This window comes from Rubritalea squalenifaciens DSM 18772 (genome assembly GCF_900141815.1).
GTDB classification, from domain to species: domain Bacteria; phylum Verrucomicrobiota; class Verrucomicrobiia; order Verrucomicrobiales; family Akkermansiaceae; genus Rubritalea; species Rubritalea squalenifaciens.
In genome coordinates this window covers 600,525-617,199 of record NZ_FQYR01000004.1, presented here as the reverse complement: position 1 = coordinate 617,199, position 16,675 = coordinate 600,525, and the positions used below count along the sequence as shown (strand labels likewise).

Sequence of the window (16,675 nt, the reverse complement as noted above, 5' to 3'; positions counted from 1 at the left end):
ATGAAGCACCTCAAGCCAACTCGATCCGACCTTCCTTTCTACGGCAGCATCTCGCTGATTGGTGGCGCCTATGTAGCGCTCCTCACCTTGCTGGTGCTAGCCTGCGCTAGCTTTCTGACTTGGGAAACGTTCACCGAGACATTGCAAAGCCCAGCGATTCTTCAGTCCCTAAAACTCACCTTCCTGACCTGCACGGCGTCCAGCATCCTTGCTCTCTTTGTATCGGTGCCCTTGTCGTACTCACTGTCACGCTTCAGATTCCGGGGCCGCAGCGTGATCGACACGCTGCTTGATATACCGATCGTACTTCCACCGATCGTCGTAGGACTCTCGCTGCTGATTTTGTTTAACAGCCTTCCATCCTCGGAGAACTCGCTCGAGAGGCTGCTGAACGGCCAAGGAACAGCGGTCACCTTCCACGTCCCTGCCATCATACTCGCTCAGTTCACCATCATTACCGCCTTCGCCACCCGAAGCTTGAAAGTCACTTTTGACCAACTACCCGAGCGAACTGAACACATAGCACTCACCCTTGGCTGCAATCGCTTTCAGGCATTCTGGAAAATCTGTCTACCCCAAGCGCAACCCGGCATCCTGGCAGCTGGTCTCCTAGCCTGGGCACGAGCGCTGGGCGAGTTCGGCCCCATCCTGATTTTTGCAGGAGCCACGCGCGGCAAAACCGAAGTCCTCTCTACCTCCATTTTCCTAGAGATCAATACGGGTAACCTCCCTGGCGCCGCAGCCATATCCTTAGTTCTCATCCTTTTGTCTCTCAGCACTATTTCCTTGCTTCGCTTCCTTGGCAGCCGAACCTCTAACAACTGACCTCAGACTATGTTAAGCATCGAAAGCATCAGCATCGAATCCGGTCAGTTCAAATTGAAGGATATCTCCTTCACCGTAGAATCCGGCACCTGCACCTCACTGATGGGTCCCAGCGGTTCAGGTAAGACTACCATCATGGAGGCCATTTGCGGTCTGCGAAAAATCACTTCAGGCACCATTCTCCTGAATAACCAGGACATCACTCACCTGAGACCATCAGAAAGGAAGCTCTCCATTGTCCCTCAAGACAATGCCTTGTTTCCGCATCTCACAGTGAGAGAGCATCTGGCATTTGGCCCTAGCATCCAGAAGTGGAACCAATCTGAAATTGACCAGAGAATAAACCATCTGGCCGAAGGCATGTCCATCAGTCATCTGCTAGACCGCTATCCCTCCAACTTATCTGGAGGAGAAGCAAAACGCGTCGCTCTTGGCAGGGCCTTGGCTACACGCCCCGCACTGCTTTGCCTGGACGAAGCCCTGACTGGACTAGATGATGACACCCACGACGAAATACTAAGCCTACTCAAAGACTCTATTCAGAACGAAGGCATCACAGCTCTCCACATCACTCACAGCATGAAAGAGGCCACCCAGCTCTCAGACAAAGTCATCAAGCTGGGCGACCTACAACCTAACCAAGCACCTTAAGTCTCTTGGGGTCGTATGCGGGTGAAAGTGATGCCTTTGCTGGGTATTTCACCCCTAAATTGAGAATACTAAAATCAGCACCCTTCAGATCAGACGCCTTGATCGCAGAGCCCTGAGGATGACTCACGTAGCCCATGGCGATAGAACGTCCTAGGGTGGGGCTATAGGCAGCACTCGTAGTGTAGCCCACCAAGTGCTCACCCCAATAAATCGGCTCATTCCCCCAAAGCACTGCACTATCATCATCCAGGACAAAGTTCACCAAGCGCTTGCTGAGCTCCTTTTCCTTCGCTTGCAGCAAAGCCTCTTTCCCCAAGAAATCCGTATCCCAGTCGATCGCAAAGCTCAGTCCTGCCATCAGTGGGGTCTCATCTGGTGAGAGTTCATGGCCATATGCACGGTACGCTTTTTCTATGCGCATGGTACTGATCGCATTATTCCCGGCAGGCTTTATGCCGAATTCCCGGCCAGCTTGCATGAGCTCGTCCCAGACATACGATGCCTGGGCCACTGGCACGTGTAATTCCCAACCTAGCTCACCAACGTAAGTGAGACGAATCGCCCTCACCTGATGAATACCAACATGAATCTCTCGGGAGACACCAAATGGAAATGCCTCATTGCTAAAATCCGCTGTACTCAGCCTTTCCAAGACCTTTCGGCTGTTCGGCCCCATCACTGACACCACACTCCATTGCTCGGTGACATCCGTCAGCTGAGCCTGAGAACCCTCAGGAATATGCCGTGTGATCCAATCGAAGTCTTTGCGCTGCTGTCCCGTAGCGGTGACGATGTAATATGAATCTTCAGCAAGACGAACCAATGTCAGGTCACTCTCAAAGGTCCCCCGCTCATTGAACATCCCCGTATACACCGTCTTACAGACTTCGACATCAACATTGGCACCACAAAGCCACTGAAGAATCCCAACCACATCCCTGCCTTGGAATAGATACTTGGCAAAGGTCGATTGGTCTAACAATGCTACACTCTCACGACAGGATTTAACCTCTTCCGCGGTCCACTTCTGCCAGTTCTGGCGTAAGAAAGAATACTCAATCTCCGCTTTCTCATCCACTGGAGCATAGAATAATGGCCTCTCCCAGCCTGCAGTCTCACCAAAGCAGGCATTCAGGGACTTATGCTTCTCATAAAAGGCACTATGGCGTACGTTTCTCGCCGTTTCCATCTGACGACCAGGCCATGCCATCTGATAGTGGAGGCCCAGGACTTCGCTCACACGTTCCTGAAGATATTTTCTCCCGTTCTGGAACGGCATGAAGCGCCTGATATCCACACTCCCCAGATCCATGGTCATTCCGCCATTCTCGATCCACTCGACTGCATACTTGGCGGCACCGGCAGAACAGGCAATCCCCGCAGAGTTCCAGCCACCCAAGACAAAAAGTCCCTCAGTACCGAATGGCTCACCCATGATAAAATTATTATCCGCTGTAAACGCCTCGGGGCCATTCACAAACTTCACGACATCCTCTCTGGAAATCCCCTTGAGGCGATGCATGTGGTCAGCAAACGGCTCCTCAAAATCAGGCCAATCTGGCTCTAACAAATCAAAAGCAAACTGGCTCGGCACCTTGTCTCCCACCTGCCAGGGCTTTGACCTTTTCTTGAAGGCGCCTAATTTCAATCCGCCATCATCAAGAGCACGGAAGTACAGACCAGCATTGGGGTCGCGCGTACAAGGACTGTTCCTTGTCACTCCCTCGATAGGCTTGGTGATCACATAGTGGTGCTCGCAGGGATAAAGCGGCACATCGACACCGATAGTCATCGCCAACTGCCTCATCCACATATTGCCAGCGAGCACCACCCACTCAGCTTTCACCTCACCTTTGTTCGTACATACGCCTGTGATGCGTTTAACCCCGGAACCTTTATCCTCATAAAGCAAAGACGAAACTTCCACGCCTTCAATGATCTTAACACCTCGCTGAAGGGCTCCTTTAGCCAATGATATAACACATTCTCCTGGAAGCACTCTACCGTCTCCCGGCAGATAGATCCCCCCCTTTAAGTCACCTGTATTGAGCATGGACCAGTATTGCTGACACTCTTCAGCCGAAATCATCTGGGCTTCCACCCCGAAGACATCTGCCATCGCGGCATTACGCTGCAGCTGATTCATGCGTTCATCACATGACGCGAGCTGTAAACCGCCGCACTGCAACCAGCCGGGGTCATGACCTGTATCCTCTTTCAACGATGAAAAAATCTCCACCGAGGCTTTGTTCACCTTAGTCTGGGCAGAACTCGCCCGTAGCTGCCCCACCTGCCCGGCTGAATGCCAAGTAGTACCCGAAGCCAATTTGCTTTGCTCTAGCAAGACAATATCCGACCAGCCTTGCTTCGCCAATAAATAAGCCATTGAAGCTCCCGCGATCCCTCCCCCCACAATAACCACTCGAGCGGACTTCGGAAGGTCACTCTCGGGAACTTCAAAATTGGCTTTGACCGGCGTGTTATCAAACAATGTCTGAACCATTTGACCCTGAGATATAAATGTTCAGTTAGAGCGCTGCGCCAGACTTCGTCCAGTACATGGATTCAGAAACTGCCTCGATCAAGCGGTCAATATCCTCTGGGAAGACGTGACCGATCGTGCCTATACGGAAGGAATCGATACCCGTCACCTTACCAGGATAGATCACAAAGCCCTTCTCTTTGAGAAGATCGTAAAACTTCTGGAAGGTATACGTTTCATCATCAGGCTCATGGAATCCAGTGATGATCGGACCTTGATAGGCCTCCGGCAGTACACAGCGGAAGCCAAGCCTCTCCATGCCAGTCACCAGCCTGCGTTGGTTCTCACAATAGCGCTTATACCGGGCAGCAACTCCGCCCTCTTCCTCAAGTTCCATCATCGCCTGATAGAAGGCTCGGGTCACATGAGTCGGACTGGTAAATCTCCACTTTCCATGTCCATCCTCCATCCCTCGCCACTGAGCATAAAGGTCGAGACTGAGTGAACGCGCTATGCCTTGCGTTTTCTCAAGCTCTGAAATGCGGCAGAGAATAAAGCCAAACCCTGGCACACCTTGTATGCATTTATTCGCACTGGAGACGAGAAAGTCGATCTGCAGCTCTTCCATGTCCAGAGGCACACCGCCGAAAGCGCTCATGCTATCCACCATAAAAATTCTACCTGCATTTTTGACAAGCCGCGCAATATCTTCCAATGGATTCATCATGCCCGTGGTTGTCTCATTATGCACGACCACTACGTGAGAGATCTCAGCATCCGCATCAAGAGCCTTTTCCAGCTTCTCCAGATCCGGCCTCTCAAGTTCCCCACTGTCATGCACGATGTGATTGATCTTCAGGTACTGGGCAATCTTCGCAAGACGGTCACCATAAGCCCCATTGGCAAGTACTAGGAGTTTACCTGTTTCCGGCACCACAGAACCAATCATACTCTCCACCGAAAAAGTTCCACTTCCCTGCATCAAAATAGAAGTGAATTTCTCCGGCGCTATTGAGGATGCCAAGTTCACGAGCCCCTCACGAATGGGAGTCACCACTCCCAGATTGTAATCATCGTCCCAAGTACACCAATCACGTACCAAGGTGGCTCTGACTGTTGGACTAGTAGATAGTGGCCCCGGAGTCAGCAAAATGTAAGGATTCTCTAGGGAAGTAGAATCAATCGAATTACTCATGGCTAGTAAGGTATAGCATACCTTGCAGCCCTCAATCGAATAGGAATGGCATAAAAGCTCAGACAAATGGCATTATCAACACCACCCATTCTAGACCTCTTGGCGAGTCGCCAGATAGCGGTTGGCCAAGGCAACCGGAAGCTGCTTAGCAGTCGTATCCACAGTTTGAATCCCATGCGCATTCAGCTCATTGAGAACGAGTCTTCGGTCATCCAGATATCGCTGAGTAGCACCAAATTTGAGCGCATCATCGAGTGTGGCAATTGGAGCCTCCATGGCATCCACCACCTCTTTCTCTCTCAAGTTCGCCAACATCACCACGTGACGTTTACGTAGCATTTGAAGTGGCTGGATCAAATCAGCACCATCCTCCCCACGCACATTGGAGAGAACCACAACCAGTGCACGCCTTCTTTGACGCACCATGAGCTTTTCGACAGCCTCAGCGTAATCACTAGGATTAGTCGAGGTCTGATAGTCATAGAGGTGGTTCAGGATCGTGGTCATGGAGTTGACACCCTTCACCGGCGGCAACCAGCGTTCCTCACCTCCAAAACTTAATATCCCCACATTGTCCCCCTGCCTCAGAGCAACGTATGCCAGTAGGAGCATCGCATTCAAGCAATGATCAAACTGTGGCATCTCACCATCCATGGCCCTCATCCTACGACCACAATCAATGGCCAGAATCACGTTCTGGTCACGTTGTTCCTGATAATCGCGGCTAATCAAAGAGAGCCTTTTAGATGTAGCCTTCCAGTCAATCTGAGAGAGCATATCGCCCAAATGGTAGTCACGAAGCTGATGAAAATCCTTACTCAGCCCTACACGGTTTTTCATCACAATCCCCATCTGCTCGGGACTACTCTCCATGGTCAGTAATGCAAAGCGGATCACTGGCTCATAGTTAGGATAGACTCGACTTTGCTCTTTCTCACCAATCCGTTGCTGCTTGACCCAGAATCTGAATGGTGAACTAACCTGAACGTGAGCTTCATCAAAGGTCGCCATTCCCCTTTCATGCAGAGTAGCTGGGTAAGTAACCTCTTGGTACCCCTTACCTGGTAGCGTTCCAGACCAAGGCAGGAGTTCGCATGCCCCTTCTTCAGGCAAGCCGTCGTAAAGATGAGCCGACAGTGGCCACCTGGAAGAATTACTGACCTTCAAAGTCACATCACCCGCAACCCCAATAGCAAAACGTCCTGGCAATGTTCTCTGCACTTTGACTGAGGGGATGAGCTTGATCCAGATGGCGTCGATCAGAGCTACCAAGGCCCAGAGCCCTGCCAGTATCCACCAGGCCTTCTCCACCTCACCGAAAACGGAAGCCAGCACACCCACCATCAACCAGATAGTGGCACACCATAACATCAAGCCACTTGGCTTTAGCTTGAGGTACCGCCAGATTAGGATCATCGCGATGACTGGCCCCACATAGGTAGACACACCTAGCAGAAATCCAGCAAAGCCCCCCACGGCTAGACTATCAGTCAAGAATGGCATTTATGCGGACTTCTCAATTTATTGGCGAGGCGCTTCTACACTAGCCACAATCGCAGTAATCGCATCATCCACATTTTGCCCGCTGATCGCCAATTCTGGCGCTAGCTGAACCCGGTGACGCAGTACCGGCAAAGATGCCGCCTTGATATCATCTGGAATCACAAAATCACGGCCCTGCATCAGAGCATAGGACTTGGCGACTCGAACCAAGCTAATAGCACCACGAGTCCCCGCACCCAGGCTGATGCCCTGAGCGGAACGTGTTGCTCTGGTAATATTAACGGCATAAGCCACGACTTCATCAACGCAGCGGATCGCAGCCGCCTCTTTTTGCGCATCAATGATCTCCTGAGGTGAACAAATCTGCTCCACAGCTTCAGCCTTGAGCCCCTGACTTCCGGTCACTTGGCGCACTACCTCGGCTTCATCGGCGTGATTCGGGTAATCAATGATCACCTTCATCAAGAAACGGTCCAACTGAGCCTCTGGCAGAGGATAGGTACCCTCCTGCTCGATCGGGTTCTGTGTCGCGAGGGTCATGAATGGAGGATCCAGCTTCATGGTCTCACCATCGATGGTTACCTGACGCTCCTGCATTACTTCTAGCAGCGCGGCCTGAGTCTTGGCTGGTGCACGGTTAATCTCATCGGCAAGCAAGAGACTCGTAAATACTGGTCCACGGCGAACCTGGAAGGTCTGACTCTTCATGTCGAACAAAGTGAAGCCGGTGACATCTGAAGGCATCAAGTCCGGTGTGAACTGGATTCTGCGAAACGCCCCACCAAAGGTGTGAGCCAAAGCCACCACCATGTGGGTTTTGCCGAGACCAGGCTTACCCTCCAACAGAACATGCCCGCCAGCAAGGAAGGTGGCAATCACCTGATCCACCACGTGCTTCTGACCGAACACGACTTTCAATAGCTGCTCGCGAATCTTGTTCACGATTTCCACAGAGCGAGTTTCCGTTACTGGCGGATTGTAGCTACTCTGAGGAGTATAGGCAGTTTCAGTGGTGGTGTTAAGTTCCTGTTCTTCGTTCATAGTGATTTGAGAATAGTTTGAAGGTTTTGGGTAATGCGCACCATCGTGGTGGCGTCGTGAACTTGGGTTTTGGTCATGGCTTCCTGGATCAGTTCCAGGCTCAGGCCTGAGCTGCTGTGCAAGTTTTCAAAAAGGGTCTCTTCCGCGATAGCGTCATGGCCGAATGCCCCGCAACGGCGTCTCACTTCATTCCGGAGTGGATTGAGCAGAGAATCGTCTTTCTTGTGAGTCCAGAGGAAATCACCTGTCGCCAAGAGCTGCTTCTCATAGCTCCGGAAATGACCGGTCACCACATCCATCTTGGGACCAAAGTTAGGTAGATTTTTCCAGAGCCAGAGTGCCAACAGCACCAAGAGAGCAAACACCGCCATCCAGCCATACTCCATCAACATGGACATGAAGCTGCGTACTTTCCCCAGTGAGAATACAACCTTCCCCGGTGGAGATGTATCACTCAAATAGTCGAGCATCGCGGCGTGATCTTTCATCCCAAGATAGGGGTTACGAAAGACTCTACCATCCGAAATCACCGTCACGCGGCCACCTCCATAAGGCCGGCTGTAAAAGCTGTGTTCCTCGCCTTGGTCACTCCAATCATCCATGTAACTGAGACCATTCGCAGACTTCACACGCTGGGTACCTCCCAACAGTAGCTCAAATTCATCATACCCTGTGTCAACTCGAGAGACCTCGGCGTTCGGCAAGATGAGACCACGTTGTGTCTTTTCCCGGGCGCTCATTCCCTCCTCGGTAGCCTCCTCCAAATCGATGTCCAAATAGGGGGGATTTGTTACCGTCACCAGCTCCAGATCGAGCTTTTCCAACAGGTGCTTCAAGCCTAACTGCTCATCATACTCATCATTCCACCACTCAGGGTCATGATCGGCACCTACCCCTACATCCTTCCAATAGTCCTCAGCTCTCTGCAGGAAAATCACAAAATGTCCACCTTGTACCACCCATTCAATGGCTCGTTCGGCGTCCCCAGTGGATCTGAGCGTGGATGCAGGAGCAAAGACAAGCCCCTCCTCTACATCCATTTTGACAACTCCCGTCATCGAGCTGGCGTCTATACCAGACGCTTGTAGATACAGCTCAGCCGCTAGGTATGGGTTTTTACGAGCCAAGCCCTGGTAGCCCAGCACTCGCTCTTTAATGACATAGTCGCCTTTATCACAGCCAGAGACCATTAATGCAGCGATCACTACGGCAAGATATGTAAGACACCTCATCACGCAGCACCCAGCCTTTCTACTGGTTTACTGCTGAACATCCAATCGCGGCACAAGCTATGAAATTCATCCTCACTGGGCTTGATCTTGCCGTAGGCCAACCTCACCCAAGCAATCGTCAGGCGACTAAAATACCTCGCCTTATCGCCAGCCTGTGCTTTCTCCACGGCCAACTCACAATCGCGCTCAGTATCCCCTTCTCCGATCTGGACTTGCCCATAGTTCACCAACCAAGCAATGGAACCGCGATATAGCAGGCTCAATGCCTTCTGATGCTCACCCAGCCTCCAGGCTTCGTGGGCGGCTTTGACCACGTCATCCGGAAGACTCTCCAAAGTGACTTCCATTCCCATTACTGTCTTGATGCTTGGGGCATTTACCTGACTTGCTATGGACTTCCCACCTGAGAACACGTGCCTATTTTGGTAAATCAGCCAGACGATGCCAGCTATCGCTACTCCAAGAATCACCCAAAATAATAGATTCCCAATGACAGCAAACCCACTCATATCTGGAATGTCACCATCCGGTAAGTCTACATGATCATCGCTCACGTAATCTTCATACTCCTCAGTATGAATCGTAAACCTCTCATCAGCCACCACCTTCTCGAGGCGCTCATTCTTCTCCTGGCTGAGAGCATTTCCACCGAGCATCAAGAAACTGGCACCAGCAATCAGCAAAGAAGCAATCTTGCTACCAATTCCCAACCCGCTTGAGGAAACCCTCTCGCTCATTCGCTTGAAAGCCAGCTCGATATCCCACCCTTCAGTGATCGTCCGGCTATTGATGTACATGGCAAAGCCTGCTCCTACAAAGAATGGCTGAATCAAAGTCACCGACATCAGATACAAACCTAGTAAAACCCATATATAGTAGGCTGGTACAAATGAGGCCTCGGTAGCCAAGACATGTTTCACCCAGAATTCTTCAATCTCTACATTGTCTCCAAACAAGCCCATGAAGCTCAGATAGATAAACCAGGCCGAAAACATCGAACATAAGACAAGTACCCAACTAATCAGAATTGCCTGAGTGGCACCCTCACCGCCATTTCTGGCTAGCAGATTGACTCGGCTCCTATAGGCAGATCCCTTGAGCCCTTCAAGCTCGAGCACTGGCTGGGCCAACCCGCGCCCGGGTGAGAAACGCTCCAGAGTCAGAAGCTTGATCGATCTTTTAAAAAACATGCGAGGCCAGGCCTTGAAGACCTCACGCAACTTCACATCCTCGCCAAACAGGGCACGGCTGATCACGAACAAAGGTACGCGATCACATACCGGTAATAACCACCAGCAGGTAAGTAGAGCCATCCATGGCCTACCTTCCGGCCATGGCCAGAGCTGATAGACGCTAATCACCAAAAACCACAAGGGCACCACCGTCACAATCCATGACATGAGCACCTTACCGAAATTCTCACGGACCAGAGCACAGCCTAAGTCGATCGACTCCCAGCGTCCGCGTGGACGAATCTCAGCCGTTACATCCTCAAGCCGCACGTTTCCCCCTTCCCGCAAAAATAAAGTAGTACGCTAGGGCGGCCCACCCCGCAAAACCAACCCAGTACTTGATCGTGCTGGACGCTGGACCGGCAGACCAAAATCCCTCCACACAGGCGGCAAGAAAGGTCAGAGCAAAGGCTCCATAAACCAAAGGAAGGCCCTTCTTACCACTCTCTAACAAAGCACGTCCACGAGTCATTCTCCCTGGATTGAGAATCCCTAAGCCAATGCGCATGCCAGCCATCCCTGCGACAACCATACCTGTCAGCTCATAAGGAGCATGCCCTGAAACAAAACTAAAAAAGCGCACTGGATCTCCATACTCCATCACATAAGCCATTGCCCCACCGATCCCGAGACCATTCATCAAGAGAATAAACAAACTCCCTACCCCGGCCAAGACCCCGCCAGCTACAATTTGAAAATCAATACCGATGTTATTATTCACGTAGTGAGAAAACATCAAGAAATCGGCCCCGGTTTCACCTCGTCCCTCAGACAAAGGGCGAGCGTCTTTGCCGTACATTTCGTCCATGCTTTCCATTCCTGAGCTACCCAGAATGCTACGAACCCAATCGATATCATAATGGATGGAGGCCCACATCCCAAACAAAGGGATCAGGAAAACCAACCAGCACAGTACAAACAATTTCCATTCATTCCGGATGGACTGTGGAAATCCAACGGCGAAAAAGCGCAGTATTTTTTCAGTAAACCCACCACTGTTTCTAACCGTCAATTTATGCCCGCGGATCACTTGTTGATTCAGATACTCGCACATGGGCACGCTGTACATGCGGTGACGAGCCAGAGCGAGTTCGTTACAACGCTCACGAAGCATCTTAGGAACCTCCTCTACGTCAGCCACATTCTTCTGCCCTTTCTCCAGAGCTGCAACCGTAGCCTCGTAGTGGTTCCATTTCTGGATATGCTTTTGCTCGAAATCCTTGACCTTCATATTAATCCCTTTCTGTCAGCCAGTGAGCCACCCCTAACAATTTAGTCATCCCCTCTCTTCCCTTTGAGCCTGAGACCGCCGAAGCATGATCAGCCAGCTCAATCCTTCTCGCTTCAGACCACAGCCCAGCTCTCTCCCTGAATGCAGCAATAGCCGCCTGTTCTTCTTTAGTAAGAACAACCGGAGGAGCTACACTCTTTAAAACTGGCGGTATCGCAGAGCTTAGGTGCCTGACAGGAGTACTGTAGATGACCACGGTGTTCGCCACCATATCGCCCAGACGCTGGAATTTTTTCGATAACAGGCTGGATGTTAGTCCACAGCCATAACCTCCGATCATAATTCCGACTGAGGCAGATGGCACACCTGGCAGCATATCAACAAATCTCAAGAGATTGCGCACGAGAACCTGCCCCCGCGATGCCTCATTTCCAGACCTATCAACCACACGTAAACCCAAGGCTCGCTTACCCGGAGTAGCTCCACGCTTACCGGATTCAAAAAAGGCAAAATAGCCCCAGCCCAGCATGAAAAAGCATAACAGCAAAATACCTATGATTACGTTCCGAGGGAACCAGCTGGAAAGAATCGACATGATGATCCACAGCACCACAATGACTCCGATGATAATCAAATAATCTAACAGTAAAGCCATGGCACGGGGAAAGGGCCCAGCCATCCGGAGAAGGATCTCTACCCCCTCACCAAGCTCGACACTTTGGAGTGTATCAATTTTATCTTTCTCCTTGGAAGCCATGGTTAACGACGCTTCACCAGCTATATCAACTAAGAAGCCTTGGAACTCTAACCTTCACATACGTCCCGTAAAGGAAAAGATCATCCATAGCATGACACACAGCCAGCAAATCACAGAAAGGCATTGCGGCTCAATTACCCCACGCTACACTCACGTCAGATTTTTCAATCACCTTTCATTGTTATGCCTATTCACAGCTATACTGGCGGACACGTTTTCACCAATGGATTCATTGTTGATCACAACGGAACATGCATCGTCATCGACGCTCCAGCTCTTATTCACGAAGTCATTCAGGATCACGGCCTAAAACCGACCCACCTTCTCCTCACCCATCAACACTTCGACCACACAGAGGACGTTGAGGCCCTGCAAAACATGGGAGTGAAGGTGCTCATGCATTCACCTTACTCTGAAACTCTGATTCGCCAGAAGGAAGCACGAGAAAACTGGGGCCTCCCGGTAAACATCACCCCATTCGAGGCTGACACCCTGCTTGATGGTGAAAACGAGATCAAAATTGGAGACCTGGAGATCAAGATCTTCCACATCCCCGGTCACTCGCCGGACAGCGTCGCATTCTACATTCCTGAGCTCGATGTTGTCTTCGCCGGAGATACTCTCATGGCTGAATCCATGGGCCGGACTGACCTACCAGGAGGCTCTCACGAACTGCTTGTCGAAGGCATCAAAAAGCACCTCTACTCCCTGCCGGACGAAACAGCCCTGTGTTCAGGCCATGGGCCTGTCTCCTCAATCGATCACGAGAAGCAGAATAACCCCTTTATTTAATCTCTCCGCCATTCCCCCCCTTCTTCCTCATCTAAGATTACCACCAATGAAAAAGGCGTACCGCAGATTGCGATACGCCTTTTTCGAAAGATACTGCCCGGAGGCAATTCCTGAAATTATCGGGAGTAAAGTTCAACCACGAGCTGAACGTTAACACCGTGATCCATGTCCTCTGGCTCTGGAAGGCGAGCAACAGTACCGGACATTTTCTCGCGATCGATAGTCAACCAGTCCTTGAGAGGTACTGCTTGTGTGAGATCGAGTGCGCGAAGACCGAGCTGCTGTGAAGATGGCTTCTTAGCAACTTCGATTACGTCACCTGGCTTGCACTGGTAGGAAGCGATGTCTACCTTGGTACCGTTTACAGTAACGTGACCGTGGTTCACAAACTGACGAGCAGCGGAACGGGTGTTACCAAAACCGAGACGGTAGCAAACGTTGTCGAGACGAGTCTCAAGAAGGCGAACGAGAGTGTCACCGGTAATGCCACGCTGGCGAGCTGCCTCTGCGTAGTATGCGCGGAACTGCTTCTCAAGTACACCGTACTGGAAACGAAGCTTCTGCTTCTCACCGAGAGCTACTGAGTAGTCAGACTTCTTACGACGACCTGCACGGAGACCGTGCTGACCTGGAGGGAAGTTACGACGCTCAAGAGCCTTGGAAGGACCGAAGAGGGCTACACCGAAACGGCGGCTGATTTTATCTTTAGGGCCAATGTATCGTGCCATAATAAATTGTGGTTAGTAGTTTGGTTCCTTCGTTAAAATTATACGCGACGTGCTTTCTTAGGACGGCAACCGTTGTGTGGTACGGAAGTTACATCCTTGATTGAAGTGATTTCAAGACCGAGAGCCTGTGCAGCACGAACTGCGGACTCACGACCAGCACCTGGACCCTTTACGCGAACCTCAACGGACTTAAGACCGTGAGACATTGCCTGACGGCATGCGTCCTGGGAGACAACCTGTGCAGCATATGCGGTGGACTTACGGGAACCCTTGAAGCCCATCTTACCAGCAGAAGACCAACCGATAGCATTACCGTTTGAGTCTGTTACACTGACAAGTGTGTTGTTGAAAGTGGCTGTGATGTGAACGATACCGGAGTGAACGTTCTTGCTCTTCTTGGCTTTGTGAATCTTGGTGTCAGCTTCCTCAGCGCCAGCGAGCTCAGCAAAAATATCGCGCTTCTTCTCCTCTTTTTTAGGAGCTTCAGCTGTTTCTTCAGCTTTAGGAGCTTCAGTAGCTTCCTGTGCAGCAGGAGCTTTTACTTCTTCCTCAACTGCTTCTGTGTTCTTTGTTTCTTCAGACATTTTATTAACAGGTCAAAGGTTACTTCTTACCTACCACACCTACAGTGCGCTTCTTACCCTTACGTGTACGGGCATTAGTCTTGGTACGCTGACCACGAACTGGAAGGCCGCGCTTGTGGCGCTGACCGCGGTGGCAGTTAATGGAGGTCAGGCGCTTAAGGGCAGCTTGACGCTCACGACGAAGGTCACCTTCGATGATGATCCCCTCGGAAGTGATCACCGTGGCGATCTTAACGAGTTGCTCTTCTGTGAGTTGACCTGTGCGAATATCAGCATCTACACCAGCGTGCTCGAGAATTCTCTTAGCAGTTGTTGGTCCGATGCCGTAGATATATGGGAGAGACGCTTCGATGCGCTTCTCATTTGGAATTTCGATTCCGAAAATTCGTGCCATGGTGATACGGTTTTCTTAATGGTTAATAACTGTGCTCCGCAGGAATTTAGGTGTCAGGGACACCAAGCGGGACGGCTCGTTTACCAGAGATTTCCGTTCTGGCAAGCGAGAAATGGTGCTTTTTCCTCAATTCCAACGGTTAAGTCCACACTTCGGGGTTGAATATTTGCTCTAGCGAGGTCACATCAAGCTCATGCTTCGCATCTGCTTTATCGGCGGCTACGCCATTATGATCCTCTTGGTAATCGCTTTCATCGCGATCAAAACCATTGCCGTGGTGGGCGCTGGTGGACTGGGAGATTTCGCGGCAGGCCTAGACTCCAAGCTTTCAGAGCCCAAATACATGGCCTTGACCACTGGAGGGCTTGCTACTTTCCTCGGCCTGTGGATCACCAGTTTGGTCATTTTGTCCAGACAAGCTCCAGAATGGGAACGCAAGTGGGTCAAAACTCTGATCATTGGCTGCGCCTTCATGATGGTCTTCTTTGTCATCCTTGGCTTCATTGCAGTTGCCGCCATCTATTTAGAAGGACTTCCTAAGGAATTTGCAGAAAAAGTCGCCGGCATGGTCACCTCTCCCGTACTCATGGAGCTCTCTTTCTTTTTCTTCGGCCTCATCCTGCTGTTCAGCTTTAACATCATCCGACGTATCCGTGAGGGCGATGAGTATGTGTATCTGGAAATCGTAGATGCCCCGCAGGCAAAGGAATCCCTCCCTGCCGAAAAACAGCGCACTATCTATAAGGAGGAACCCCAAGCCTTTGATGACGACCTAGAGCTTCAGCTCTCCACCATCGAAGGTGCATTGGACATGCGAGATCACAAACAAGCCTTTGAGTTGCTCATGGATCTCCCGGAGGAAGTCATTGATACCCCGAGAGTCCGCGCACTCAGGCAAAAACTCATTGAGCTTGAGCAAGACTAGATTGCCTGGGCATTGCCCCTCTAGTTTCTTCTCCTTCTGCCAAGGAGCAGGCCACCCCCAATGCCGAGCAAGCCAAGCACTGATGGCTCCGGGACAGCTTGCGCTGCGACATCAACATCCCAACCGATGACATCAAATGCCATCAGATCGAGACCTGAAACCTCATTGATCTGTCCCGCAGGATTTGCAGTAGGGTCCATAATTCCAAGGCCTACTCCATCCCTCCAATGGCTGGCTTGATTGCCGTCACCATAGTCTACCCCTGTGGAGAAGTGCCCCAGATTGGTCGCACCACCATCAATAGAGAAGTAAGCCTCCTCACCAGCCGCAAGATTCAACTCACCCTCGGCACTATAGCGAAACATATCCAGACCTGAAAACACCCTGAAGTTTTCCAGATCAATTCCTGCACCGATAGCATAGTCCACGGTATCTACTCCACTGGTGAAGCCCAAGCTGTGGCCAATCTCATGGATCGCCACACCAACAAAATCTTGAAGTCCTGACCCCACTCCATCTGACTGGTCAAAGTCCCAGTTAAATGAACTACTGAAGGTGATAAAAGCATCCGCATCGGCCGCTCCACCAACGAAGAGCCCAAGAGCTTTTGCATTCGATGTATTTAGATCAAGAACCCTATTGTTTCCACTGCGGTCACGATCAGTCCCGACCACGAGAGAATTTGACTCGGTGTCAGTCTGAGTGAGGAAGGTCAGACTTCCTCCGCCAGCATTCGGCAAGTTAGCCACAGCGACGGCGTCGTCGGCCGTCGTCACATCAGCGTTCAAGGCATTAAAATAATCAACAACAGTGACACTCTGAGTAGTACTCCCCGCCTGCCCCAGCACACCCGGATCCAGCGCGGTAAAATCGATCTCAATATTCACAGTAACATCATCCATGAGCACACTCTCCCAGTAGAGTGCTGCGGACTCGAAGCCATCTAGTGCTCTTTGATCCATACCCGCAGCGGGGCTGAAGACAATATCAAGGGCGGAAGAACTGGCGGTTCCGAGGATGAATATTGATGGGGCGAGGTACTTAAGGTGCTTCATGCGGACGCTGCTTTAGCACAACTCCAGAGCACCTTTCCACTCAAATTA

The 16,675-nt window shown here is 51.1% G+C and carries 16 protein-coding genes; 4 read left to right on the top strand and 12 right to left on the bottom strand.

Features of this window, described 5'->3' with window-relative positions; all coding sequences use genetic code 11:
• Together BUB27_RS12830 and BUB27_RS12825 are read left to right on the top strand one after the other, a co-directional pair.
• Positions 1–825: an ABC transporter permease gene (locus BUB27_RS12830; protein ID WP_143184242.1), complete on the top strand. Its 825-nt coding sequence runs from the start codon at positions 1–3 to the stop codon at positions 823–825.
• A gap of 9 nt (positions 826–834) precedes the next feature.
• Positions 835–1,476 (top strand): ABC transporter ATP-binding protein, encoded by a 642-nt coding sequence (locus tag BUB27_RS12825; RefSeq protein ID WP_143184241.1) that lies wholly within the window; start codon positions 835–837, stop codon positions 1,474–1,476.
• Here BUB27_RS12825 and BUB27_RS12820 read toward each other — a convergent pair.
• The 8 genes from BUB27_RS12820 to BUB27_RS12785 form a co-directional block, all read right to left on the bottom strand.
• The gene (locus BUB27_RS12820; RefSeq protein ID WP_143184240.1) at positions 1,460–3,979 is read right to left on the bottom strand and encodes a GcvT family protein; all 2,520 of its coding nucleotides are present in this window, start codon (positions 3,977–3,979) and stop codon (positions 1,460–1,462) included. The two genes, BUB27_RS12825 and BUB27_RS12820, sit on opposite strands and share 17 nt — an antisense overlap.
• A gap of 25 nt (positions 3,980–4,004) precedes the next feature.
• Positions 4,005–5,153 carry a 2-aminoethylphosphonate--pyruvate transaminase gene (gene phnW, locus BUB27_RS12815; RefSeq protein WP_143184239.1) on the bottom strand — a complete coding sequence of 383 codons (1,149 nt, stop codon included), beginning with the start codon at positions 5,151–5,153 and terminating at the stop codon, positions 4,005–4,007.
• A 90-nt stretch (positions 5,154–5,243) separates the two neighbouring features.
• Positions 5,244–6,656: a DUF58 domain-containing protein gene (locus BUB27_RS12810; RefSeq protein ID WP_143184238.1), complete on the bottom strand. Its 1,413-nt coding sequence runs from the start codon at positions 6,654–6,656 to the stop codon at positions 5,244–5,246.
• A gap of 18 nt (positions 6,657–6,674) precedes the next feature.
• Complete coding sequence (locus tag BUB27_RS12805; RefSeq protein WP_143184237.1) at positions 6,675–7,697, bottom strand: AAA family ATPase; 1,023 nt, start codon at positions 7,695–7,697, stop codon at positions 6,675–6,677.
• Positions 7,694–8,929, bottom strand: a complete 1,236-nt coding sequence (locus tag BUB27_RS12800; protein WP_143184236.1) for a DUF4350 domain-containing protein — start codon at positions 8,927–8,929, stop codon at positions 7,694–7,696. Before BUB27_RS12800 ends, BUB27_RS12805 begins: the two co-directional genes overlap by 4 nt.
• Positions 8,929–10,431: a DUF4129 domain-containing protein gene (locus BUB27_RS12795; protein WP_143184235.1), complete on the bottom strand. Its 1,503-nt coding sequence runs from the start codon at positions 10,429–10,431 to the stop codon at positions 8,929–8,931. The genes BUB27_RS12800 and BUB27_RS12795 overlap by 1 nt, the downstream gene beginning before the upstream one ends.
• Positions 10,421–11,392 carry a stage II sporulation protein M gene (locus BUB27_RS12790; RefSeq protein ID WP_143184234.1) on the bottom strand — a complete coding sequence of 324 codons (972 nt, stop codon included), beginning with the start codon at positions 11,390–11,392 and terminating at the stop codon, positions 10,421–10,423. The genes BUB27_RS12795 and BUB27_RS12790 overlap by 11 nt, the downstream gene beginning before the upstream one ends.
• Position 11,393: 1 nt before the next feature.
• Positions 11,394–12,149 (bottom strand): RDD family protein, encoded by a 756-nt coding sequence (locus BUB27_RS12785; RefSeq protein ID WP_143184233.1) that lies wholly within the window; start codon positions 12,147–12,149, stop codon positions 11,394–11,396.
• A gap of 183 nt (positions 12,150–12,332) precedes the next feature.
• Between BUB27_RS12785 and BUB27_RS12780 the strand changes: the two genes are divergently transcribed.
• Positions 12,333–12,941: an MBL fold metallo-hydrolase gene (locus tag BUB27_RS12780; protein WP_143184232.1), complete on the top strand. Its 609-nt coding sequence runs from the start codon at positions 12,333–12,335 to the stop codon at positions 12,939–12,941.
• 116 nt (positions 12,942–13,057) lie between these two features.
• On the opposite strand, the gene rpsD is transcribed toward BUB27_RS12780, so the two are convergent.
• From rpsD to rpsM, 3 genes are read right to left on the bottom strand one after another with little or no spacing between them, the layout of a single operon-like run.
• On the bottom strand, positions 13,058–13,669 hold the full coding sequence (rpsD, locus tag BUB27_RS12775; protein ID WP_143184231.1) for a 30S ribosomal protein S4: 612 nt from the start codon (positions 13,667–13,669) through the stop codon (positions 13,058–13,060).
• 38 nt (positions 13,670–13,707) lie between these two features.
• Positions 13,708–14,253 carry a 30S ribosomal protein S11 gene (gene rpsK, locus BUB27_RS12770; protein ID WP_143184230.1) on the bottom strand — a complete coding sequence of 182 codons (546 nt, stop codon included), beginning with the start codon at positions 14,251–14,253 and terminating at the stop codon, positions 13,708–13,710.
• Positions 14,254–14,272: 19 nt separating this feature from the next.
• Positions 14,273–14,647 (bottom strand): 30S ribosomal protein S13, encoded by a 375-nt coding sequence (rpsM, locus tag BUB27_RS12765; protein ID WP_143184229.1) that lies wholly within the window; start codon positions 14,645–14,647, stop codon positions 14,273–14,275.
• 193 nt (positions 14,648–14,840) lie between these two features.
• On the opposite strand from rpsM, the gene BUB27_RS12760 reads away from it, so the two are divergent.
• Positions 14,841–15,572 carry a hypothetical protein gene (locus BUB27_RS12760; protein ID WP_143184228.1) on the top strand — a complete coding sequence of 244 codons (732 nt, stop codon included), beginning with the start codon at positions 14,841–14,843 and terminating at the stop codon, positions 15,570–15,572.
• Between the two features lie 20 nt (positions 15,573–15,592).
• Here the strand turns inward: BUB27_RS12760 and BUB27_RS12755 are convergent, their stop codons facing one another.
• Positions 15,593–16,627, bottom strand: a complete 1,035-nt coding sequence (locus BUB27_RS12755; RefSeq protein ID WP_143184227.1) for an NF038122 family metalloprotease — start codon at positions 16,625–16,627, stop codon at positions 15,593–15,595.
• Between the last annotated feature and the right edge of the window lie 48 nt (positions 16,628–16,675).

Bases quoted from the DNA above. Each gene is read 5' to 3' on its own strand.
- BUB27_RS12830 (WP_143184242.1), top strand. From the start codon at position 1: ATGAAGCACCTCAAGCCAACTCGATCCGACCTTCCTTTCTACGGCAGC.
- BUB27_RS12825 (WP_143184241.1), top strand. From the start codon at position 835: ATGTTAAGCATCGAAAGCATCAGCATCGAATCCGGTCAGTTCAAATTG.
- BUB27_RS12820 (WP_143184240.1), bottom strand. From the start codon at position 3,979: ATGGTTCAGACATTGTTTGATAACACGCCGGTCAAAGCCAATTTTGAA.
- phnW (WP_143184239.1), bottom strand. From the start codon at position 5,153: ATGAGTAATTCGATTGATTCTACTTCCCTAGAGAATCCTTACATTTTG.
- BUB27_RS12810 (WP_143184238.1), bottom strand. From the start codon at position 6,656: ATGCCATTCTTGACTGATAGTCTAGCCGTGGGGGGCTTTGCTGGATTT.
- BUB27_RS12805 (WP_143184237.1), bottom strand. From the start codon at position 7,697: ATGAACGAAGAACAGGAACTTAACACCACCACTGAAACTGCCTATACT.
- BUB27_RS12800 (WP_143184236.1), bottom strand. From the start codon at position 8,929: ATGAGGTGTCTTACATATCTTGCCGTAGTGATCGCTGCATTAATGGTC.
- BUB27_RS12790 (WP_143184234.1), bottom strand. From the start codon at position 11,392: ATGAAGGTCAAGGATTTCGAGCAAAAGCATATCCAGAAATGGAACCAC.
- BUB27_RS12785 (WP_143184233.1), bottom strand. From the start codon at position 12,149: ATGGCTTCCAAGGAGAAAGATAAAATTGATACACTCCAAAGTGTCGAG.
- BUB27_RS12780 (WP_143184232.1), top strand. From the start codon at position 12,333: ATGCCTATTCACAGCTATACTGGCGGACACGTTTTCACCAATGGATTC.
- rpsD (WP_143184231.1), bottom strand. From the start codon at position 13,669: ATGGCACGATACATTGGCCCTAAAGATAAAATCAGCCGCCGTTTCGGT.
- rpsK (WP_143184230.1), bottom strand. From the start codon at position 14,253: ATGTCTGAAGAAACAAAGAACACAGAAGCAGTTGAGGAAGAAGTAAAA.
- rpsM (WP_143184229.1), bottom strand. From the start codon at position 14,647: ATGGCACGAATTTTCGGAATCGAAATTCCAAATGAGAAGCGCATCGAA.
- BUB27_RS12760 (WP_143184228.1), top strand. From the start codon at position 14,841: ATGCTTCGCATCTGCTTTATCGGCGGCTACGCCATTATGATCCTCTTG.
- BUB27_RS12755 (WP_143184227.1), bottom strand. From the start codon at position 16,627: ATGAAGCACCTTAAGTACCTCGCCCCATCAATATTCATCCTCGGAACC.